The sequence below is a fragment of the Hamadaea tsunoensis DSM 44101 genome (genome assembly GCF_000428945.1).
GTDB classification, from domain to species: domain Bacteria; phylum Actinomycetota; class Actinomycetes; order Mycobacteriales; family Micromonosporaceae; genus Hamadaea; species Hamadaea tsunoensis.
The window spans coordinates 148,219-170,269 of the sequence record NZ_AUAX01000007.1; the positions used below are offsets into that span (position 1 = coordinate 148,219).

Below are 22,051 nucleotides of genomic sequence, written 5' to 3' on the forward strand. Positions count from 1 at the left end.
CCCGGCGCTGTCGAAGCCGGGCGGTGACGACGGCCGGCACCGGCGCGGAACCGTGCCCGCGTGTATCTGGGCACTGCTCCGCGCCGGCTGCGGAGAACCGGCTCGCCGCCGTCCGGCCGCGCGCCGCGGACGGGCGGCCGGTGCGCTGCGGCAACACGGCCGGTCCGTCGTCACCGACGATCGGCGGACAGGGCACGAAGCCACGGCCGAGCACCCGTGCGAGGCCCTGTACCAAGCGGAAGTCGTCCGTCGGGAGTGCATGATGGAACTCGATCCCAGGGCCGCCCGCCGGGTGGTGGTGTCGCCCGCGATGTGCGGTCCCACCATGCTGTTCGCCGCGACGGCCGGCGACTGGACGTGGCAGGCGGTCGCGGACCGCTGCGGCGTGGACCCCTACACCGCGCACGACAGCAGCGGCGCGCCCAGCTACCTCGCCTTCTACTATGTCCGGCTGCGGGGTGGTGTGACGATCAACCCGCGCTGCCTCACCTTCGGCGACGAACTCACGCTGGTGTCGGGCTGTTACGACGTCGGCGCCCGGTCGGTTCTCACCCTGCATCGCCTCGCCCGGGCCGGCGGCGCGGTGCCGGATGTCGACGAGCTGGATCTCGACGAGTTCTACGTCCGGCCCCGCGAGGACTGCCTCTATGTCGAGACCTTCAACCAGTGGGTCGGGCGGCGGCGTACGCACAGCAACGCGGATCTGCGCCGGAGCAGCCCGGTCGGCTTCTCCCCTGAGCGTCTGCCCAAGATCCAGAATCGTCACTCGCCCCGCTGGATCTGCCGCGACGCCCGTAGGCTGGGCACGTTCCGCGACGTCGGGTCACCTGACTACGTCCTGGTACGCGACGGCGTACGGGCAGTGCATCCGGTGGACGTGACCCGCGACCTCAACGGCGTGGGGCTGGTCTACTTCGCATCGTTCTTCGCCATCGTCGACGGAGCGGTGTGGAAACTCTGGCAGCTGCTCGGTCGCGACGAGCGTGACTATCTCGCCGGCCAGATCCTCGATTACCAGATCTGCTACCTTGGCAATGCCGATCCGGGTTCGACCCTGGAGGCCGAGATCGCATTGTGGCGCCATCGCGACCGGGCCGCGGAGGAGATCGTCGACGTGACGCTACGTGAGCGGGGCAGCGGCCGCCTCATCGCCATCACCACCCAGCGTCTGCTGCGTACTCCCGTGCCCGCGTACGCGAGCTGAACCGGGACCGTCAGCGGGTGAGCGCCCAGACGGTGTTGTGGCCCCCGAAGCCCATGGAGACGCTGAGCGCGGCGGCGACCGGGCGGTCCTGCGCCACGGTCGGCACGGCCAGGTGAACCGCGGGGTCGAGGTGGGTGAGGTTCGCGGTGGGCGGCACGGTGCCGCGGGCGATGGTCAGGGCAGTCAAGGCGAGTTCCACCGCCCCCGCGGCGCCCATCAGGTGCCCGGTGACGCCCTTCGTGGAGCTGACCAGCGTGTCGGCGGGCAGGTGCCGGGCGAGGACCGCGGCCTCGACCCGGTCGTTCAACGGGGTGCTCGTGCCGTGGGCGTTGACGTACGAGACGCCGGACGGCGGGATGCCGGTCCGGTCAAGCGTGTCGAGCGCCTCCCGCAGGGCCGCCGTGAGCCCGCGACCTTCGGGATCCGGGGCCACGATGTCGTACGCGTCGCACGTCGCCGCGTAGCCCGCGAGGTGTGCGTAGACGGTGGCGCCGCGGGCCTGGGCGGTCGCCGGGCGTTCGAGGACGAGGATGCCCGCTCCCTCGCCGAGCACGAACCCGTCGCGGTCGGCGTCGAAGGGGCGCGACGCGGTGGCCGGCGCGTCGCGCCGACGGGACAGTGCGCCGAGGCTGGCGAAGGCGGCGGCGCACAGCGGGGTGACCATCGCGTCGGCCGCACCCGCGATGACGACGTCACAGGCGCCGGTGCGGAGGAGGTCCACCGCCGAGGCCACGGCCACCGCGCCCGAGGCGCAGGCCGCACCGGTCTGCAGGCACGGCCCCCGCGCGCCGAGCGCGGCCGCCACCTGGGCCGCGGCCATGTTGGGCAGGAACATCGGCAGGGTGAGCGGCGACACGAGCCGCACGTTGCGCTGCAGCCGCTGCTGCTGTTCGGCGAACGTGGCTACGCCCCCCGCGGCGGTGCCGACGACCACGCCGACGCGCCCGGCCTCCCAGCCGGCGGGTCCCAGGCCCGCATCGGCGACCGCTTCCCGTGCGGCCGCGACGGCGAACTGGGCGTACCGGTCCAGGCGCCAGGCTCGCCGGTTCCCGGTCGCCTCGACCGGATCGAACGCCGGCACCTCACAGGCGAAGTCGACGGGCAGGCCCGCGAGCCCCGCGGCCGGCGCGGCGGTCGGTCTCCCCGCGCAGACGGTGTCCCAGGTGGACTCCCGCGTACCGCCCGCCGGTGTCACCAGGCCGATGCCGGTGATCGCGGCGTCCGGGGTCATGCCCGGATCTTCTCCGCGACGAGCGCCACCGTCCGCGCCGGCGTCAGCTCGGGCAACGGGGTGCCCTCCGGCAGCGCCAGGCCCCACCACTCCTCGATCATCACGAACAGCTCCACAATCGACACCGAGTCCAGGCCCATGTCCGCGTACGAGCGGTCCGGACCGAGGTCACGGCGGTCGACGTCGAACTTGCCGACCAGTGTGTCGGCGATCCGCTGGTAGAGGTCCTCCGCCATGAGCTGCTCCTGTTTCGAAGGCCCGGCGCGTCGCGCGGACCGGGGCAAACGCGTGAAGCTCCATCGTGGCCGGTGAGCCGCGCCCGCCCGTTGCCCACCGGCAACGGCGGATCGCCCGCGTCCGTCGACGGTGGCGTTGCCGAGCGGCATCGGCGGGGGCGGCCGCGGCCATAGCGTGCGTGGGCGGCGCTGTGGACGGAGGAATGTGATGGAACAGACCGCGGTGATCACCGGGCTGGGGGCATGCCTGCCGCCGCTCGTGGTCGGCAATGAGGACCTGGCCCGATCGGGACTGGACACATCGGACGAGTGGATCGTCGCGCGGACCGGGATCGAGCGGCGCAGGCGGGTCACACCCGGCACCGCCACCTCGGATCTCGGTGTCGCGGCGGCGCGTGCCGCCCTCGCCTCGGCCGCAGTGTCCGAGGTCGATCTCGTGCTGCTGGCGACCACGACCCCCGACCGGCTGTGCCCGGCGAGTGCGCCGCGTGTCGCCACCCGACTCGGTCTGGCCGGCGTCCCCGCGTTCGACCTGGCCGCGGTGTGCTCCGGATTCGTCTACGGGCTGGTGGTCGCCCGGGCTCTCATCCGCGCCGAGGCGTACGCGAGGGTGTTGCTGATCGGGGCCGACACGTACTCCAGCATCGTCGATCCCCTCGACCGCAACACGGCGGTGATCTTCGGGGACGGCGCGGGCGCGGTCGTCCTGGAGCGGGGTCCGATGGACGCCGCGGGCGCGATCCTGGACGCCGATCTGGGCAGCGACGGCGGCGGGCACGATCTGATCACCCTCGTCGAAGGCGGCTCGCGGTACCCGGCCCGTCTGGGCGGAACCGCCCGACAGCATCGCTATCTGCACATGAAGGGCACAGACGTGTTCCGGTACGCGGTACGCCAGATGACCGCGTCCACCCAGGCGGTGCTGGCGAGGGCGGGTTGGCGGGCGGACAGCGTCGAGGCGTTCGTCGGGCACCAGGCGAACCAGCGGATCCTCAACGCGGTCGCCGACCGGGTCGGCATCGCGCCGCAGAGCCGGATCGGCAACCTGCGGGAGGTCGGCAACACCGCGGCCGCCTCCATCCCGCTGGCGATGGCCGAGGCGCCGGGCGTACGCCCGGGTGGCCGGACGGTGCTCACCGCCTTCGGTGGCGGGGTGACCTGGGGCTCGGTCGGGCTGACCTGGCCGGCTGCCATGCCGGTGCACAGCGAACCCGCGCCGCCGCCCGATCCGCAGGACGAGCGGCTGCCCTGAGCGGGCCTTGACGACGATCGCCGGACAGGATGGAGAAGCTGATGCCCAAGCGCGCGTTGATGTTCCCCGGTCAGGGAGCGTACCTGGCCGGTCTCCTGCCGGACGGCGATCGGCTGCCCCGACTGGCCGACCTGTTGTCCGAAGTGGACGCAGTGGCCGGGGAGTGCGGCATACCCCCGGTCCACGAATACATCGTGGGTCCCCCGGAGGCTGCCGGTGATCCGCCGGACCTGGCGATCTTCGCCTCCGAACTGGCCTGCGCGGCGATCCTGGACGAGCTCGGCCTGCACGCCGACGCGTTCGTCGGGCACAGCTTCGGCGAGTGGGGTGCGCTCGCCGCCGCGCACGCGGTGTCGCTGCGGGACGCGATCCGGCTGATCGGCGCGCGGGCCGCCATCCTCCAGTCGAGCGGAGTCAGCGGCGCGATGGTGGCCGTGCGGACCGATGCACGCCGGGCCGCGTACCTCGTCGGACTCGTCGACGACGGGCGGCTGGCTGTGGCGGTCGACAACGGTCCCGATCAGGTCGTCATCGCGGGACCCGCTGAGCCGCTGGCGCTGGCGGAGCGCCTGGCTGCCGAGGCCGGCATCTCGACGGCGACGCTGCCGATCGCGTACCCGTTCCACAGCCCGGTGTTCACGGCCGCTCAGCACTGGCTGTCGGAGATCACCGAAGATGTGGCGGTCCGCCGGCCCGATCGGCCCGTGTACTCGCCGCTGCTCGGTCGCTGGGTGGCGCAGGCGGCGGACGTCCGCGAGATCATGGGGCGGCACCTGATCGACCCGGTGGGGTTCTATCCGGCGATACTCCTGTTGCAGCGAGCCGGATTCACCGATTTCGTCGAGTGCGGGGCCCGCGACACGCTCGCCAAGATCATACTGCGGGCGCTCCCAGGTCCGGTGACGGCGGTCGCTCCCTGGCGGGAACCGTCCACGATGGATGCGGTCGCGGACCTGCTGCACCTGCCTCGCCTGCAGGCGCCCGCACCGATGCCTCCATCACCAGCACGGGCGCCCGAACCGGCACTCGCACCGGCATCCGCACCGGCGCCTGTGCCTGCGCCACGGCCGGAGGTCGCCGCGGTCAACGACGGGCCCGTGCCGAACGCAACCACGCCAGATGCGGACCAGGACCTGCCCGCGCTGATCCGTGCGCACTACGCCGAGAAGCTCGGCTTCCCGGCGGAGCTGCTCACCGAAGACCTCGATCTCGAGGCCGACCTCGGCGTCGACTCGCTGAAGCAGACGGAGCCCTTCCAGCAGATCTGGCAGCGGGTACGCGGGGACGCGCCCCCGTCGAGCCTGCGGCCGACCGCGTACACGAGTGTCCGTTCCCTGGCCGCGCTGCTGCGGGAGGGAACCCGGTGACCGGCGGTGCGGATCACGACCACGTGGCCGTCGTCGGCCTGGGCACCGTGCTGCCCGGAGCATCCGATGTGGACGCGTTTTGGCGGCTGCTGAACCACCCGCGCCCGGTGTTCACCGAACCGGGGGACAGGTTCCCGCTCGCCGACTTCTGGTCCGCGGACCTCGACGCGCCCGACCGCACCTACTCCCGCGTCGCCGGCTACATCCACGACGACGGCGACGACCTGGAAGTCGGCTGGCTGCGACGGGCTGCCCGCGAAGCGCTGGCGGGAGTCCACCTGACGCCCGGGCACCGGCGGGCGGCCTTCCTCGGCGCGTGGCCGGGTGGCAGCCAGGCGACGCTGCAAACGGCGGTCGCGGAGGCCGTCGCGCAGACCGCCGTCCCGGGTACCCGGCCCGAGGATGTCCGCTCGGCCCTGCACCGGCATCTCCCGTACGCCGACCCGCTGCCCGCCGACGCGCTACCCGCACGCCGGTTGCGCCGGGCCCTGACGGGACTGATCGGCGACGACGACGCCCTGGTCCTCATCGACACCGCCTGCGCCTCGTCGCTGAACACCGTCGACCTCGGGGTCAAGCACCTGCGGGCCGGGCGGGCCGAGGTGGTGCTCTGCGGCGGAACCGAGTCCCTGGACCCGTCCATCGCCGTCATGTTCGCCAAGCTGCGCGGCCTGTCGCCGAGCGGCCGCGTACGCGCGCTCGACGCCGACGCCGACGGCACGCTGTTCAGCGACGCCGCGACCGTCCTGGTACTCAAGACGCTCACGCGGGCCCGAGTCGACGGGGACACCGTGTTCGGGGTGATCACCGGCTGCGGGTCGGCCGCCGACGGTCGCGGAAAGTCGGTGGCCGCCCCGAACCCGGACGGACAGCGCCGGGCGATCCTGAGGGCGCGGCAGGCGCCGGGCATCGGACCATCCGATGTGGACTGGACGATCGCCCATGCGACCGCGACCGCGGCCGGCGACCGGTCGGAGCTCGCGACCCTGGCGGCGACGACGGCCGGCGGGGTGGTCAGCGCGACCAAGGCCCTGGTGGGCCACACCGGCTGGGCGGCCGGGGCGACGTCGGTGACGCACGCGATACTCGGCCTTCGCCACGGAGTGATCCCGGCACAGTACGCCTTCGCCGGCCTGCCCGCCGACGTACCTGACGCCGTCACCGTGCCCGACCACCACCTGGCGTTCCCGGAGCGGCCCGACCGGCCCCGGACGGTCGGCGTCTCCGCGTTCGGCTTCGGCGGCACCAACGCCCACGTCCTCATCAGCGACCGGCCCGGCCCGATCCGGCGTACCGGACTTGATGTTCCGGCGGACGACACCCTGGTCCTGGTGGGATGGAGCGCTCACCTTCCCGGGCTCGCCGATCGCGACGCGGTACGCGAGTGGCTGTCCGGTCCGGCCGAGCAGCCGCCTGCCTCGTTCGGCGACCCCTATCCGGTCCCGGCCCCGCTCGTGACCCGGCTGCCGGGCCGGACGGCTCGGCGGATCGACGCGAGTCAGCTGCTGGCCCTCGACGTCGCGTACCGGTTCGCCGAGGAGAACGGGGAACTGTGGAACACCGTCACCGAGACGACGGGCGTGTTCGCGGCGCACAGCGGCGTACCGCAGTTGATGGTCGAATGTGCGCTGCGGTGCTACGCCCACCGGCTGCGTTCGGCCCTCGATGGTCCCGCCGCGGCGGCCCTGGCGAGCCGGCTGGCTGTCACCGACCGGCGGCTGCCCGCGGTCACCGAGGACACCCAGCCCGGCGTACTGCCGAACGTGCTGGCGTCGAGGGTGGCTCAGCGGTACGACCTGCACGGCACCGTGATGGTGGTGGACGCGGGGGCGGACAGCACGTTGTGGGCGGCGGACATCGCCGGCACCGCGTTGGCGGCCGGCGAACTCGATCTCGCGCTGGTGCTGGCGGTCAGCGCGACCGGCAGTGCGGAGGCGGCCGCGCTCGCCGGCCTGGCCCCCGGCCGCGTACGCGAAGGTGCCGCACTGCTCGCGCTGGCCCGCCGGTCGGTGGCCCGGCGGGAAGGATGGCCTGAACTGGCCGAGCTGCGCCCCACGGCCGCCATCGGGTCGGCGGGCCGCGACCAGCTGCTCGATCAGGCCCTCGACGTGATCGCGGCGGTCGAGTCGGGCCGCCCCGCGACGATCGCGGGCGCGGGACCCGCGACGCCCGCCCTGAAGGTCGTTGCGGCAAGGACGGAAACGCCGCCCGAAGCGGACCAGCCACCGACCCCCGTGCTGACCGAACGACACGTGACGGTCCTGCGGGCCCGGCCGGCGCCGGCTTCCCCGCCCGATCTGGCACTTGCGCACGGCGGAGTCCTGCTGACCGACGCGTCGCTGGTGGAAGACGCGGTGGCCGATGCCGCCGCGGCGGCGCAGACGCTCGTCCTGTCCAGCCGCCCGACCGCAGAAGCGCCTGTACGCGTACTGCCCGACACGGATCTCCCCGCCACGGTACGGCGAACGGTCGCGGACCGGACGCCCCACGTTCGGATCATCGCAGCCGGTGGCCCGCCGACCGCGCCTCGCCTGCAGGAACTGGCCTTCCTCATCGCCGGGGCCGTACTGACCGGTCCCGCCACGACCGTGCCGCAGGGGCAAGGCGCAGCCGTGCCGGACGGGGCGAGCGCGGCCAGTATCGGCGTCGCGATCCGGACACCGGAGGACGGCGGCGTCACCGGGCTCTTCGCCGGCCTGCTCAAGGCGATCGCCGTCGAGCGCCCCGGTACGCGCACAGCAGTCCTCGTCACCGACGCAGAATCTGAGGCGTCGGCGCTGCGACAGCTGGAAGCCGAGCTGGCCGGCGGAGGCGGGAGCGTCGTGTACCGCACAGGTGCCGCCCGCCGGGTCGAAGTGTTCGTGCGGGCACCGTTGCCGTCGCCGGGACGCGTACCTCTGCTGCCGCCCCGCCCGGTGATCGTCGTCAGCGGAGGAGCCGGGGGCGTGGCGACGGAACTGCTCGTGGGTGGGCTGCGCCACGAGACCGAGCCGGCCATCTGGCTGCTCGGCTCCAGCGACCTGGCCGGCGAGCGGAGCGGTACGCCCCTGGGCGACCCCGCCGCCGCCCGTAGCGCGCTCATCCAGCGGTACGTCGACGAGGGCCGTTCGCTGCCGCAGGCGATCGAGGCGGCCGACCGGGCACTGGCCCGCGCCCGGTCCGCGACCCGGCTCGATCGGCTCCGGGCCGTCTTCGGCACGGCGAACGTCCGCTACGTCATGTGCGACGTCACGGACCCGGGCGCGGTGGAGCGGGCCGCCGCGCAGGTATACGCCGAGCACGACCGGATCGATCTTCTCGTGCACGCCGCCGGCTTCGACCGGCCCCGTGCACTGGCGGCGAAGGACCTGGCGGAGTTCTGCCGTATCCGCGACGTCAAGAGTCTCGGCTATCGCCACCTGCGGGCGTCGTTCAACCATCCGCCACCGGTGCGCTGGTGCAACATCGGATCGCTGGTCAGCGCGTTCGGTGAAGCCGGCGAACCCGACTACGCGGCCGGCAACGACGTCCTGGCCCGCGTCAGCCGGAGCCGCCCGGACGAGACGACGATCGGCTTCCCCCTGTGGCGCGGCGCCGGCCTGGCCGGCCCCGGCACGGTCGCCGGGGAACATCTCGCCCGCCGCCGCCTGCTCACGGCCGTCGACAACGAGGAAGGAGTCGAGCAGTTCCGCGCCGAACTGCACCATCGCGGCCACGGACCGTCCTACTACTTCGGTGACATCGAACGCCAGCGGTTCAGCGCCGTGTACCCCGGCGCGATCGAGCCGGCGCCGGCGGCGTTTCTGCGTACGCGGCCCCGGGCCGACGGGGACTGGACGGTGTGGGAGTGCCCGCTGGACGGCGTCTGCGACGCGTACCTGAACGACCACCTCGTCGGTGGCCGGGCCACCGTGCCGGGAACCTTCATGCTCGAAATGGCCGCCGAGGCCGCCCTGGCCCTGCTGCCGGCGACCGCGGTGCGGGGCTTCCGGGACAGCGCCTTCGACCGGTTCATCCGGCCGTTCAGCGGCAGCTTCCCGATGACCCTGCTGATCGCGGCTCGGCCCGGACCGGTCGGAGCCGACGGGAACCGGAACGTCGCCGTGCGTATCAGCAGCACGTCGCCCGCGCTCGGCGCGTACCGGCCGCCGGTCGAGCACTTCTCGACCGTCGTCATCGTCGCAGCGCCCGCCCGCCCGGAATCCATGGAGTCGAGAGTGGACGTCCCTGTCCCGCGGGGGCCGGCGGTCGCAGATCCCTACTATCAGGACGGGGCGGGCATCCGGCTGACCGGGTTCTTCCACAACACCGGCAGCGCCCGAGCCGACGGGGGGACCGGCTACTCGGTGTGGAAGCCGGCCCCCGGTTCGGTCGACGACCTCGCCGGCTGGGCGATTCCGGCACTGCTCGTCTGCGCGACCGTGCGTACGGCGGCCCTCGTGGAAGACCAGCCGGGCGGCCGCGGTACCTACGCACCGCGCCGGATCGGCCGGATCGACCTGACGGGCCTGGGCGGCGATCGCGACTGGGCGGCCCGCTGCCCGGCCGGGATCGCCCTGACCGGTACACCCGCCGAGGACCGCTACCGGGCCGTCACACCGGACGGAACGACCGTGCTCGCCGTGTCCGAGGTCGGCCTGGTACGCGTCGACCCATGACCCGGCTCATTCCTGCCGGTACCCGGCCGCGCCGGCCAGCACCTCCCGGGCGACCGCCATCGCGTTGAGGGTCCGGGGAAAACCGGCGTACGCGCTCAGATGCAGGATCGTCTCGGTGATCTCGACGGCGGTCAGGCCGGCGCGCAGCCCGATTCCGATGTGCAGGCGCAGTTCCGGCTCGCAGCCGCCGAGGGCGACCAGGGCCGCGAGCGTCGCCAGCTGCCGGTCGCGGGCGCCGAGCCCGGGCCGGCCGTGCAGGTCGCCGTAGATGAACTCGGCGACCAGGTCCGGCAGGTCCGGGCAGACGCCGGCCCACTGCTCACGGAACCGTTCGACGGTCTCGGCGCCAGCCAGCCGAGTCGCCGAGGCGTAACCACGTGCCTGCCGGCTCTCGGCGAGGCCCTCCACATTGTCACTGTGTGTCATGGATCAATCTCAGAACCGATCGGGTGTCGACCGTTGCCGGGTGGCAGCGTTTCCGACCGCGTGTCCCGCCGGATGGAACAACCGCTGGCACCGCGCTTGGCGGCCGTGGCAGCGTCGCATTCATCCCTGAGGGCAGGAGGCGGGCAATGGCGCAAGCCGGGTCGATGTCGGTGACGGCGCGTGACGACGGACAGGATGCACAGCTGGCCTCACGGTTGAGATATCTGCGGACGGTACGCGGATGGAGCCAACGTCAGCTGGCGGCACGGGCAGACCTCAACCCGTCGACGGTGTCGCGTATCGAGAACGGGGTGCGGGGCATCACCAGCATCACCACACTTTCCCGGCTGGCGCTGGCACTCGGCTGCGCCACACAGGACCTGATCGCCGACGACGACGGCCCCCACGGTGCGGTCGAGGTCGGCTCCGGCCACACCCCGTCGACACCCCTGCTGCGGTCACTGATCGGCACCACCCTCCAGCACCCCCCGACGGCCCCGGTGGACCCGCTGTCGTTCGCGTTGTGCCAGGTGGACCTGGTACGCGAACGTCGGCGCCAGTGCGACTTCCGGGCGGTGACCCGCCTGGCGCCCCGGGCATTGACCAGCCTGCACGCGTACATACACGGGCCGCAGCGCGCCATGGTCGCCGGGCCGCTGGTCCGGCTGTGCTACGACGGCAGCGCGGTCCTCGGCTACGCCGGCGAGGTCAGCACCGCCTGGATCATGGCTCATCGATGCCGGGAAGCCGCCGAGTACACCGGCGATCGCGCGTACCGGGCTCTGGGACAACTCGCGCTCACCGTGGTGGCGGTTCGCCAACGAGCCGACGATCGCGCGGTCGAGCTGGCGGAGGACGAGCTGCGCGGGCCGGAACTACCCGCGGCAGTGGCGGGCCTCCTACACCTTCACGCGGCGGTGGCCGGGGGTCGTGCTGGCGTACTGTCCGACCGGCAGATCGAGGCGCATCTCGGCGGCGCCACCCGAGCCGCGCAAGCGGCGCCGGGCACACCCACGGAGCCGGTCATCGAGGCCGAACTCGTCCCGCAGGCCCGGTTCAGCCTCGCCGTCCACAGAGGCGACCTGCGCGCGGCTGAGCACCGCCTGCACGACCTGGGCGGCCGGTTGTGCACGGAACCGGAGTACCTGGCCGCGTTCCTGGTCGACCTGGCCCTGTTCCACCTGCTCCGCGGCGAGCACGAACGGTCGCTGGACACCCTCGTGCGCTGCGAGCAGGTCGCCGCCCAGTACGCCCACCGCAGCGCCGAAGCCGCGAACATCCTCGCCCAGCTGGCCGTCCAGACGCGTACCGATGCCGGCCGGCGCCGGGTGGCCGGCATCTGGCACCGCTACCGGCACGCCGAGGGCTGAGAGCCGTCCGGCGCGTCCCCGCGACGGCGTTGCCCGGCGGCAACATCCGGACCTCCAGGCGCCGACATCATTGTCCTTCCGTCGACGTTCGGAGGAACACCATGAACAGACGTATGTGGATCACGCTGGGATCAGCGACCCTGCTGGCGGCGGCACTCGGCGCGGCCCCGTCCGGCACCGCGTCGGCCGCGAACCTCACCGGCATCACGTGCCTCACGGGCGCCCAGGTCGTCACCTACAGTCCCGGCGTCACCGTCACCCCCACGCTCCAGACGATCACCGTGCACACCGACTACCAGACCTGCCTCTCGCTGTCCCAGCCCACCATCGCCAGCGGAACGATGGACATATCAGGCCAGGCTGTGCAGTCCTGCGGGACGCTCGCGCGGACCGACACCATTGCCTTCTCGCTCGTCTGGCGTAGCGGCAATGGATCCATCGTCGGAACGAGCGTGGTGACCGCCGACCGCACCGTCACCGACGCCGCCGAGACCGATCTGGTCACCTACACGGGCTCGGTGACCGCCGGCCTGTTCGCCGGCCAGCCGTTCGTGGAGCAGATCACGTACTTGGCCGTCGACCCGCTGCTGCAGTGCCTGACGGCGCCGGGTATCCAGCAGCGCCAGAGCCTGGCCAATGTGACGCAGATCGGCATCTGAGCCCCGACCACCGACTCACCCACCACGAAGGGAGCCTGACCATGTTGGTCGTCCTACGATCCCTCGGGCGTCACCGGCGCGATCTGGCGCAACATCCGTTCCTCTCGTTTCTCGTCGACAGCCAAAAGGATCCTGCGGATCGCCTCGCGTTCGCGCCCTGCCTCGCCCCGTTCGTGCTCGGCTTCAGCGACGTCAACGTCCTCGGCCGCTGACGTACGCGCAGGCGCGTATGGGTGCCTCCGTGCAGTGACCGCCCGGCCGGGCGTCGTATCGATCAGGGCTCGCCGTATCCGGTACGGCGAGCCCTGATCAGTACATCGAGGATGGCCAACAGCCGTCGACCGCCCCGCGCGAACTCGTGGGCGTCTACTCGCCCGTCGCCTGGAACTGTTCGATCTCGACGTCGAGAGCCGCCTTGGCGTTGATCGTCTCGTTATCGGGCGGGCTGCCGGCCGCTATCGTCACGGTCGCTCCGTTGGCGACGCCGTAGTCGCTCAGGTGACCGCTCGCGTCCATGACCCGCGTACCGTGAACGAGATCGAAGTCGCCGGCGATGTCGGCGCCGAACCTTCCGTCGTTCTTGATAGCGGTCTTCAAATCACTGACAGTCGCGCCGGAAGTGGTGCTGCACGGTACCGTCGTCGTGCCCGACTGTACGTTGACGGTGATGGATGTGCCGGACATGGTTTCCTCCTCGGGTCAAGGTAGATCGGCGGAAGGCTCGGGTAGTGCGGTCGTGTGGCGGCCGGCGAACGCCGCCAGGTAGTCGTCCCCACCGATCGGCACACGTAGGACCAGGTCCGGCACGGCGAGACCGTCGACCAGTTCGTCGACGTCGTGACTGATCCGCTCACACTGGGCGTCGATGAGATCGGGCAGCTCGCGTACCTGGTCCGCGGTCACGGCGCCGTGGGCCAGGTACCACCCGCCGTTGCGGTCGATCTCCAGCAGGCCGTAGAGGCACAGCAGCCGGCTGAGCGCGCCGTCCGTCTCCCGGCAGCGCCGGTACAGCTCCTCGAACGCCAGGCGTACGCCGGCCGCCTGGCCGAATGACAGCATCGTGGTGAGGCCGCGGTTCCAGGTGGCGAACGAATCGCCGTCGCCGCCGACCAGCCGGGACCGGGCCTGCGCGCGCAGCGTCTCCTCGCGGCCACGGAGGAGGTTGAGCAGATGGCCGAGGTCGGCCAGGTCGCCGGGGCGCGGCGTCCATGCCGGGGCGCCGGTGCCCCCGACCAACGCGCCGGCGGTCAGGCTCAGCAGCACCAGATTGTCCCCTTCGGCGGTCACCGCGCCCTGGGCCAGACCGACGTAGCCGGCGATGCGGTTCTCGCGGAACATGCCCTGTGCGCCGCACCGTTCCCGGGCGTTGTGGATGATCTCCGATGCGGCCCAGGTGGACGCCACCTTCGTCACGGAGATCAGGTGCCCGGTCGCGGCCGTCGGCCCCTCGGGCGAGTCCGCGTACGCGTCCAGGGCCCGGTCGGCCAGCGCCGTCATCGCGTACGTGGCGGCCAGCGCACCGAACAGCGCTCGCTGATGGCTGCGGTAGGCCAGCACGGCCACCTGCCGGGCGCCGGGAGCGAAGGTCTGCCGCTGGCGGGCGTACCGGATGGCGATCGCGCAGCTGGCCCGGGCACAGGCGAGCATGGCGGTGGTGAGGCAGAGCCGGCCCGTGGTCACCCGCCCCATCGCCGCGGTGAAGCGCTCGCGCGGGCTGCGCAGGACGGGATGGAACGTGCCGTCCTCGGCGAGCTGCCCCAGGCCTCCGCCGAGCATGTTCGCCAGCGGTACGCGTACGTGCCGGAACCTCGTCAGCGCGTTGTCGAGCGCGAATCCCGGTTTGTCGCCCAGCGGCACCGCCTCGATGCCGGGGCGCAGCCCGTTCGCGTCGCTGATGCGTACCACGAAGGGCATGACGCCGTGATCCGTGCCGTGCGAGATCAGCCGGGCGAGGACGACGGCGAGCTTCGGAACGTCGGCCAGACCGGCGTTCGGCATGTACTTGTAGGCGCTCACGTCGGGCGAATGCAGATCGAACTCGCGTGTCTCAGGGTCGTACACGGCGGTGGTCCGCAGGTTGACGGCGTTGTTGCCATACGCGAGCTCGGTCGCCATGAACAATCCAACCGACGTCATGTCGTCCAGTTCGGCGACGAAGGAGGCGAGGACCGGGCTGTCGCCGGCATGGTCCAGCATCGTGCCGAGAGCGAGGCTGTAATGGATGTTGAGCAGGGCGAACGTGGTCTCGTCCAGCATCGCGGACCACTGCATGGCCGCGGTCAGCCGGCGCGGATCGCGTACCGTCGCGACGGCGGAGCCCAGCTGCTCGTGGATGCGGCGCAGGCGCGCGTAGGACAGCCGGCAGGACTGCTCGGCGGACAGCCCGTCGCGGTACGCGAAGAGGCTGTCACGAGCAAGGTCCGCCAGCTCGCCCGCGAGCGGGGGAGAGGTGGCGACGGTCATGGGACGCCTCCTAGGGGCGAGTGAAGATCAGCGCGGCGTTCTGCCCGCCGAAACCGAAGGACGTGCTCAGGACGGTGTCGCCGGTCAGGACGCGCGGCACCCCGGTGACGATGTCGAGGTCGACGGCCGGATCCACACGGGTCACGTTGGCGGTCGGCGGGATCAGCGACTCGCGCAGCGACAGGACCGCCCCCGCGGCCTCGATGGCACCGGCGGCGCCGAGGGCATGGCCCAGGACGCCCTTCAACGAGGTGACCGGAACCGCCCGGCCCTGCGTCATGTCGCGCAGCACGCGTGCCTCGGCCGCGTCGTTGAGCGGCGTCGACGTGCCGTGGGCGTTCACGTGATCGATGTCGAGCGCCGACATGGCGGCATCGTCGAGCGCGGTACGAATGGCGGCGGTGGCGCCGGCGCCGTCAGGATCCGGTGCTGTGACGTGAAAGGCGTCCGACGTCAGGCCGCACCCGGCGAGCCGCGCCCACACGTGCGCGCCGCGCGACCGGGCGTGGGCGACCGTCTCCAGGACGAGAATTCCCGCGCCCTCGCCGAGGACGAACCCGTCACGTTCGGCGTCGAACGGCCGGGACGCGGCCGCCGGCCGGTCGTTGCGCCGCGACAGCGCACCCGCGCGGGCGAACGCCGCCACGTTGTACGGGGTGAGGAGGGCCTCGGTGCCACCGGTCAGGACCACGTCGGCGGCTCCGGAGCGCAGCAGGTCACGGCCGACGGCGATGGCCGTCGCGCCCGAGGCGCAGGCGGTGGCGACGCTCAGGTTCGGCCCCCGGGCACGTAGGTCGATGCCCAGTTGCGCGGCCGCCATGTTCGGCAGGGACATGGGGAGTGCGAGGGGGGACACCTTGTCGGCGCCTGCGTTCAGGAACGTGGCGTGCTCGCGTTCCCAGGTCGTGGTTCCGCCACCGCCGTTGCCCAGGACGACCGCCACCCGATCGCCCGCCCATCCGTCCGGGTCGAGGCCGGCATCCGTCACGGCCTCACGGGCGGCCGTCACGGCGAACTGGACATGGCGATCGAGTCGCCAGGCCCGCCGGGGACCGACCGCTTCGGCTGGATCGAACCGCGGCACCTGGCAGCCGAGGGTCACGGGTAGGCCGGCCAGTTCGGCGAGCGATGCGGCGGTCGAGACTCCGGTCAGGAGAACCGGCCAGCTGCGCGACACCCCGACACCGGCCGAGGTGACCAGGCCGATTCCCGTGACCGCGACGGCGGCGCCCATCAGCTCGGTACGCCCTTCGCCGACAGCAACGTCAGGACATCGTCCATCGTGGACAAACCGGCTGCCTCATCGGTGCCGATCGGCCGGTCGTACAGCTCGGCGAGAATCTCGACGAACTCGACCTTCGCCAGCGAATCGAGGTCGAGTTCGTCCAGCGTGGTGTCCGGACCGGCGATCCGGGCGTCCACACCGAACCTGGCCAGCGCGGTCACGATGCGGTCGTCCCACTCGTACATCTGTCGGCTCCTTCGACTGTCGTCTTCCTCTGTCGACGCGATCTGACGCGGCCGCGCGCCGGGGCGGCGGCCGCCTCACGAGCGTGCCGCCGGTCGGCGGCGGGTTGTTGCCGGACGGCAGCGGTGAACGTCCACGGCACGGTCGGCGCATATGCCGATGCTTGGCGGCAACGTCACCAGCGGCAGCCGCGTTAGATTCGCGCGGCCGCGAGAACATCCGGCTCGCGGAGTCGGCCGACGAACTCCGGTATCCGCCGAAGGCCGGACGTCGGCCCGAGCCGATAAGGAGAAGCCGGCCATGCGCCATCGAGTACTCGCCCTCGCAGGGCTCCTTCCGCTGGTGATCGCAGCCGTCGTCGTGGCGTCCGCACCGGCCCAGGCGTCAGGATTCCTCGTCACCTGCGGCGGCAACCAGACCACCACCTACAACCCCGGGCTGACCGACACTCCGCGGACCCTGGTCCGCTCAGGCCAGAACAACCACACGCCGTGCGTCGCCACCGTCAGCCCGTTCGCCTTCTCCGGGTCGACCAGCTTCACGTCCACATCGACACTGTCGTGCCTGAGCCTGACCGCGGCGAACACCGGCGTGGACGTCATCACCTGGTCGTTCGGCGCCACCAGCACCTTCGCGTACGACCGGACGGTCACCATCGCCGAAGGCCAGACCGTCGTCACCCTCGATGGAACCGTCACCTCCGGGGTGTTCGCCGGAGCGCATGCGACCGAGACCATCACCAGCGTCGCGCTCGACCTCCTGGATTGCGCGACGGCGACCGGAATCACGAGCACGTACGGAATCTCGGAACTGATCATCGCCTGACGTCCCGTCCGCCGGGTTCCCGGGCGTTCGCCGCACCGGGAACCCGAGCAGACGCTCACCGTCTCCCACTAGGCGAGCGTCAGCGCCCCTGCGGCGGTCTGCGTGGTGACGCCGGTCGTGGCGCAGGTCAGCAGATCGAGTGACGACTGGGTGAGCACCTCGATGAACTCGTCCCCCGCGAAGCGTCCGGACTGGACGGTTCCGGTGAGCGTGATGACGGTCTGCCCACCGGTGTCGACACTCTGCGAGGTCCCCGATATCGTGCTCGTCGTGCTGTCGTTCCAGGTCACCACCACGGTGCCCGAGGCCGACGGCGGGATGGTCAGGCATCCGCGTACGCCGGTGAAGCTGCCGCTGCGCCCACCCGAGGTGACGGTCGCACCATTGGTCGAGGTGCAGCCGCTGTAGGCGATGTCGAAGTCGATGTCCTGCGTACGAGGGGTCAGGGTGAGCCCGGGGCTGAACGTCGTCGTTCCCGACGCGGTGCACACGAGATCGCCGACCGCGGCCGACACCGGCGTCGGCGCAACTGCCACGCCTGCGGCGACCAGCGTCGTCGCCGCGGCGGCGAGGAGCGTTCGGGTGATGGTCCGATTGAACATGCGATGACCTCCATCGGCAGAGTTCAGGCGTCCGGCTCTACGGCCGGACCGGTCATCGCAAGCGTGGACAACGTCCGCCTGACCTGTTGCCGACCGGCAACGCAGGGTTGTCGCCGCGCGCTCACCAGCGAGGAGGTGTTACGGATCGTCGAAGCGCCTCGGCCGCCGCGGGGGAGCGGATCGGTGGCGGCGACTGTCGTGGGCGGCCAGCCGTAAACGGATGGCTCCGCCCGGCGGTGGGCGGGAGTGGGCTGACCGGGGCGTTGTTGTTCCCGTCTCCGAACGTCCGGCAGCATCTCCTGCGCGAGGTAGTAACCGGCTGGTCGATATCACGACCACGACCTGGTCGCGGCTGGAAGACCAACAGGGCCGGCTGTTCCGGTCGCGCGCCGGAACAATGCAGGCCGAGTTTGTCGCCGACCTGCCGGGAATCCAGGAGGTCGGACAAGGTACGGGCGACGGCCGCCTGCATGGCGAGCAACCGGCAATCAAGCTGTACGTGCACGGACCCTGAGTGTGCGTGACCGAACGGTTCGGCGTCAACGCATCGCTGATCAACACCCTCACGGGAACGGTACGCGGACTCGGCCGTGCCGACTACCACTCGTGTCTAGTCCCAGTTCCTGCTTGACCGATCCGTCCCAGTAGCTGCTTGACCGATGACCTGGAAATGGTTGCGACCTTGCGGGGTCGTTGTGCGGTGACGCCCGGCTGGCGCCGTCAGTGGCCGTACTCGTCGACGTCCAGCTCAGCGTGGGTGCGTCTCAGGAAGTCGAGTACTCGGGCGTCAAGGTGCCAGCCGAATATGTTGCGCTGCTCCGGCGACTCCTGGTCGACGGGGGTGGTCGAGTCCTCATCTCCGTCGTCCGTGGGCTCGAAGACCCGCACGACCTGTAGGACACTGGAGATCGGGTGCTCGTCGGTTCGGCCAGGCTCGGCGGCCAGCGCACCGATGCGGTCGGCGGCAGGCAGCAGCCGATCCAGGACGTGGTCGATCTGCTCGTCCACGGTCATGTGCGGCTTGCGACAGACGACCCTCCAGACGTGGCACACCGGCACAACCGGGTCGGTCTGGCGGCTGCCCCGCGTGACCACCTCGTCGGGCTCGATGCCCAGCCTTGCGGTCATCTCGGCGGCCGAGACTTCCTCGGACTTCAACGCGAAGTACACGTACTGGTGCAGGCGCATGGCCGGACCCTACCCATACAGGCTGGCGGGGCTCGCCAGGTTTCCGACCTGGCGATCTATGCATCGGACGCCACCCGCCTCGGACGGTGGGCTTTGATCCTGGTGACAGCTTGGTTGGTGGTACGCCGAACGGTGCGCACGCCGTCGTCGCACTCCACCGCCAGGTGCGTCTCGGATACGGCGACGGTGAGGGTCTTGCCGGCGTGGACGCGGCCGAGGGCGACCTTCTGCCCGACCACCATGATCACGCCATTGGTGCTGGCCCGCCGCTGCACCCGCACCGGCTCATCCAGCGGCTGCGGAGCCGGGCCAGCCGGGCGGGCGCCACGCAGCCGGGCGACCTCCGCCGGGTTCAGCGGGTTCGGGCGGGTGCGCAGCAGTTCGCGGGTCTGCGGGTCGAAGAACATCAGCGTGTGCTCCTCCACGCGGACGCTCACCCTGCGCCCGCCCAAGATGTCGGCAGCGAGGACCATGTGCTGGCCTAGCGACACCGATCCGGTCCGGTTGACCGTCCGGTCCACCTCCACCACGTCACCAGCCACCGGAGGCGGAAGTGGCGAAGGCCCGCCACGACGGCCACCGTCACGAGCCAGGATCTCCAGATCGGCCACGGACAGGTGCGACCGCACCGACTTCACCCGAGCCCGGCCGATCAGCAGATGGATCACATCGGTGTCGGCCCAGAACGTCACCGTCACCCCGGAGCGGGCAGGTCCGAGCCAGAACTGCTTGCCCATCCTCGGCGAATCGTTTGGGACGTCTCTCATTTGGCATCGTGCGGCGGCGGCAGATGAGTAGTCATGTGATCGTTGCCCAGCCTTGAAAAGGGGATGACCGCGGCCGGCACTGTGCAGGTGGCGGCGCCGCGGGTCAACGACAAGCGCCGACGAGGCGACCGGTGAGCGTCGGCGATTTCGGTCGCAGATCCTGCCGCTGTGGCGTCGCATGGCCGCACTTTCGTATGGCGCTCTGCTGCGCGGGTGGCTGGCGCCGGGAACGTGGGGTTCAATCACCGGGTGGGAACTGCCAAGATCCGCCGACTCGCCGAACGCGCCCATGCCGGGCAGCTGTTCGTATCCGGGGGGCTGTTCACCGACCATCTGGCGCGCGTCGTCGAGCTTGTGGAGCAATACGGCGGCAGCCTGGCCCAGATACAGGCTGCTTGGCTGTATGCCGTCCCGGCCACCGGCGTGGGCGCGGTGGACCTTCTGCGTCGGGGTGTTTCGGTCCGGGTAGTCGAGATGGTGGACCTGCTCCAGCGTGACCATGACCCGTCCCGCAACGGGATCTCCCAATGGCCTCGGCGTGACCGTCGCGCTGCGCTGGTCCGGTATGCGGTCCTGACCGACTGGCATCGGCATCTGTCCGGGCCGGACCGGTTCGGGTACACGAGCTACGAGCACATCAGCCTGGCGGACACCCTGTCGCTCCCGCGGCCCGCCGCCCCGCCACCGCCAGCGGCGGTCGAGATCGGCGAGCTTGTGAGCTGGCGACCCGGCGCCGGTGAACACTGGGGGCCGGTGGTACGACGACTCCAAGCAGCGCGTGGACCGCAGGCGCTGCCCGCGCTGCTCGCGGCCTACGCCGAGACCGTCGACCGCGGGCCCGCCTGCTGCCTGGCAGAGATTCGATCGGCCGTCTACACCCTGGTCGGCACGCCGGCGAATGTTCCATCCGAGCAGCTCCTCGACCTCAGCCGACGCTGGTGGTCATCCACCACTGTCTGGGAGGAGCGGGTCGCCATCAAGGCCCGAACCGCCTCCCGCGTGCCCGCCGACCGGACCGCGCTGTGCGCCAAGCTCGGCTCCGGCGACCAATGGGTGGTCGTGGCCGCGATCGAAGCGCTGACCGGACCCGGCGATCAGACCGAGATCGAAGCCCTGCGTCGCATCGTCACCAAGCCCGAACCGACATGGCAATGGGCTCACCGTGCGGCTGCCGGACGCCTCACTCGGATTGGCGGACCTGATGCTGCTCGCGCTCTCGAGGAGCGGTATCTGAATCCTATGGCGCCGCCGTGGGCCGGGTATCCGGAGTGGCTGAACCGCCATGAGGCGACGATCGTCCCGGTCCTTATCGACAAGCTTGCCGACCCGCGATGGCAGGCCGCTGCGCCGGCGGCGTTGGCACATCTACGTACCGCACAGGCAGTCGGGCCGCTGTGCGCAGGCCTGCCTACGACTGCGTTCAAGCTGGCCTATATGGATGCGCTGGGTAGGATCGGTGACGTTCGGGCCGTTCCCGCACTTCTCGAGCAGACTCGACACCCACGCCATGACATCCGCGACCACGCACTGCGGGCGCTTGCACACCTCGACGACCCGCGCGTCGTCGACGCCGCGATCGCCGCATGCGACGACCTTCACCCCGTGGTCCGCGACCGGGCCGCGCGGATACTCGTCCGTCACCCCGACGAACGCGCCGTACCCCAGCTCCTGCGACTCTGCGACGGACCCCATGCCGCCCGCGCAGCCGCGGCCCTGATCCACTGCGCCGACGAACGAGCGCTCCCGACACTGTGGCACCTGTTCTTCTGCGCGCCCGGCCGGCAGACCCGTCACGCCGCCGGTCGAGCACTCGCCCGCATCGACGGACCACGTAGGTATCCGCCCAACCCGGATATCCGAGTGAAGCGCGCCTACATCTGGCTGCTCGGCTTCAAACCGCAATGGCAGCCCGCCGGCACCCTCCGCCAAGGACTCGACGACACAGACCCGATCGTGCGGGCACGGGCGGTGCAAGCACTGGCCCGCCTCGGCGACACCGCCAGCACGCCCACCATCCGGGGCCTCCTCACCGATCCCGACCGCCGCGTACGCGCAGCCGCCGCCACCGCACTCAGAACAGCCGGCAGCCCATCCGCGTAGGCGTCGAAGCGCCAGTGGTTCTGCTCGGTCTGCTGACCAGCCGCCCGTGCCCCGGTGCGCATTTCCCGGTCGGCCGATTCCCATGGAAGCGGCGCACAGAGATGATTCGATGGCTGGATCAGTGCTGGGACGTGTGGCGACGCAACGAGGTCCGGCGCGAGGCTCGAACAGCTATCGCACACAGGGTCGTGACGTCTCGACCAAACCGCTGATTGATGATGATCAGAAGGAATGGTTGGCTGCCGGAGTAGCATGT

The 22,051-nt window shown here is 71.3% G+C and carries 19 protein-coding genes; 9 read left to right on the forward strand and 10 right to left on the reverse strand.

From position 1 onward, the window contains the following. Positions 1-259: 259 nt before the first annotated feature. Positions 260-1,204 carry an LnmK family bifunctional acyltransferase/decarboxylase gene (locus G401_RS0114975; protein WP_027343136.1) on the forward strand — a complete coding sequence of 315 codons (945 nt, stop codon included), beginning with the start codon at positions 260-262 and terminating at the stop codon, positions 1,202-1,204. 10 nt (positions 1,205-1,214) lie between these two features. Here G401_RS0114975 and G401_RS0114980 read toward each other — a convergent pair whose 3' ends face one another. Continuing rightward, the gene (locus G401_RS0114980) at positions 1,215-2,435 is read right to left on the reverse strand and encodes a beta-ketoacyl-[acyl-carrier-protein] synthase family protein (RefSeq protein WP_027343137.1); all 1,221 of its coding nucleotides are present in this window, start codon (positions 2,433-2,435) and stop codon (positions 1,215-1,217) included. Continuing rightward, positions 2,432-2,671 carry an acyl carrier protein gene (locus G401_RS56740; RefSeq protein WP_034591714.1) on the reverse strand — a complete coding sequence of 80 codons (240 nt, stop codon included), beginning with the start codon at positions 2,669-2,671 and terminating at the stop codon, positions 2,432-2,434. Before G401_RS56740 ends, G401_RS0114980 begins: the two co-directional genes overlap by 4 nt. A 208-nt stretch (positions 2,672-2,879) precedes the next feature. On the opposite strand from G401_RS56740, the gene G401_RS45865 reads away from it, so the two are divergent. Genes G401_RS45865 through G401_RS52755 form a run of 3 tightly spaced genes read left to right on the forward strand, consistent with a single transcriptional unit; the run spans position 2,880 to position 9,927 of the window. Then, positions 2,880-3,923, forward strand: coding sequence for a beta-ketoacyl-ACP synthase III (locus G401_RS45865; RefSeq protein WP_034591716.1), 1,044 nt, complete (start codon positions 2,880-2,882; stop codon positions 3,921-3,923). Between the two features lie 41 nt (positions 3,924-3,964). After that, the gene (locus tag G401_RS58320; RefSeq protein ID WP_169734194.1) at positions 3,965-5,290 is read left to right on the forward strand and encodes an acyltransferase domain-containing protein; all 1,326 of its coding nucleotides are present in this window, start codon (positions 3,965-3,967) and stop codon (positions 5,288-5,290) included. Then, a complete protein-coding gene (locus G401_RS52755) occupies positions 5,287-9,927 on the forward strand; it encodes an SDR family oxidoreductase (RefSeq protein ID WP_051366686.1) in 4,641 nt (1,546 codons plus the stop codon). The genes G401_RS58320 and G401_RS52755 overlap by 4 nt, the downstream gene beginning before the upstream one ends. Before the next feature lie 6 nt (positions 9,928-9,933). Here G401_RS52755 and G401_RS0115005 read toward each other — a convergent pair whose 3' ends face one another. Then, positions 9,934-10,353, reverse strand: coding sequence for a carboxymuconolactone decarboxylase family protein (locus G401_RS0115005; protein ID WP_027343139.1), 420 nt, complete (start codon positions 10,351-10,353; stop codon positions 9,934-9,936). A 146-nt stretch (positions 10,354-10,499) separates the two neighbouring features. Here G401_RS0115005 and G401_RS0115010 point away from each other — a divergent pair, with 146 nt between their 5' ends. The 3 genes from G401_RS0115010 to G401_RS55840 all read left to right on the forward strand — a co-directional run bounded on the left by G401_RS0115010 (position 10,500) and on the right by G401_RS55840 (position 12,594). Further along, positions 10,500-11,723, forward strand: a complete 1,224-nt coding sequence (locus G401_RS0115010) for a helix-turn-helix domain-containing protein (protein ID WP_027343140.1) — start codon at positions 10,500-10,502, stop codon at positions 11,721-11,723. 101 nt (positions 11,724-11,824) lie between these two features. Next, positions 11,825-12,382, forward strand: coding sequence for a hypothetical protein (locus G401_RS0115015; RefSeq protein WP_157545744.1), 558 nt, complete (start codon positions 11,825-11,827; stop codon positions 12,380-12,382). Between the two features lie 41 nt (positions 12,383-12,423). Beyond that, on the forward strand, positions 12,424-12,594 hold the full coding sequence (locus G401_RS55840; RefSeq protein ID WP_157545745.1) for a hypothetical protein: 171 nt from the start codon (positions 12,424-12,426) through the stop codon (positions 12,592-12,594). A 154-nt stretch (positions 12,595-12,748) separates the two neighbouring features. Here the strand turns inward: G401_RS55840 and G401_RS0115025 are convergent, their stop codons facing one another. The 4 genes from G401_RS0115025 to G401_RS45880 are packed head-to-tail and all read right to left on the reverse strand — an operon-like array spanning position 12,749 to position 16,315. Then, positions 12,749-13,066: a ubiquitin-like domain-containing protein gene (locus tag G401_RS0115025; RefSeq protein ID WP_027343142.1), complete on the reverse strand. Its 318-nt coding sequence runs from the start codon at positions 13,064-13,066 to the stop codon at positions 12,749-12,751. 15 nt (positions 13,067-13,081) lie between these two features. Beyond that, the gene (locus G401_RS45875; protein ID WP_051366687.1) at positions 13,082-14,845 is read right to left on the reverse strand and encodes an acyl-CoA dehydrogenase family protein; all 1,764 of its coding nucleotides are present in this window, start codon (positions 14,843-14,845) and stop codon (positions 13,082-13,084) included. A gap of 10 nt (positions 14,846-14,855) precedes the next feature. Beyond that, positions 14,856-16,079: a beta-ketoacyl-[acyl-carrier-protein] synthase family protein gene (locus tag G401_RS0115035; protein WP_034591717.1), complete on the reverse strand. Its 1,224-nt coding sequence runs from the start codon at positions 16,077-16,079 to the stop codon at positions 14,856-14,858. Then, the gene (locus G401_RS45880; RefSeq protein ID WP_034591718.1) at positions 16,079-16,315 is read right to left on the reverse strand and encodes an acyl carrier protein; all 237 of its coding nucleotides are present in this window, start codon (positions 16,313-16,315) and stop codon (positions 16,079-16,081) included. Before G401_RS45880 ends, G401_RS0115035 begins: the two co-directional genes overlap by 1 nt. 298 nt (positions 16,316-16,613) lie before the next feature. Here G401_RS45880 and G401_RS0115045 point away from each other — a divergent pair, with 298 nt between their 5' ends. Beyond that, positions 16,614-17,138 carry a hypothetical protein gene (locus G401_RS0115045; RefSeq protein WP_027343144.1) on the forward strand — a complete coding sequence of 175 codons (525 nt, stop codon included), beginning with the start codon at positions 16,614-16,616 and terminating at the stop codon, positions 17,136-17,138. A gap of 68 nt (positions 17,139-17,206) precedes the next feature. On the opposite strand, the gene G401_RS0115050 is transcribed toward G401_RS0115045, so the two are convergent. The 3 genes from G401_RS0115050 to G401_RS45885 form a co-directional block, all read right to left on the reverse strand. Further along, positions 17,207-17,740, reverse strand: a complete 534-nt coding sequence (locus G401_RS0115050) for a hypothetical protein (RefSeq protein WP_027343145.1) — start codon at positions 17,738-17,740, stop codon at positions 17,207-17,209. A 720-nt stretch (positions 17,741-18,460) separates the two neighbouring features. Beyond that, positions 18,461-18,928 (reverse strand): DUF4279 domain-containing protein, encoded by a 468-nt coding sequence (locus G401_RS0115060; protein ID WP_027343146.1) that lies wholly within the window; start codon positions 18,926-18,928, stop codon positions 18,461-18,463. Positions 18,929-18,984: 56 nt separating this feature from the next. Beyond that, complete coding sequence (locus tag G401_RS45885; protein ID WP_051366688.1) at positions 18,985-19,665, reverse strand: hypothetical protein; 681 nt, start codon at positions 19,663-19,665, stop codon at positions 18,985-18,987. A 279-nt stretch (positions 19,666-19,944) separates the two neighbouring features. Between G401_RS45885 and G401_RS45890 the strand changes: the two genes are divergently transcribed. After that, a complete protein-coding gene (locus G401_RS45890; protein WP_034591719.1) occupies positions 19,945-21,795 on the forward strand; it encodes a HEAT repeat domain-containing protein in 1,851 nt (616 codons plus the stop codon). Positions 21,796-22,051: the final 256 nt, after the last annotated feature.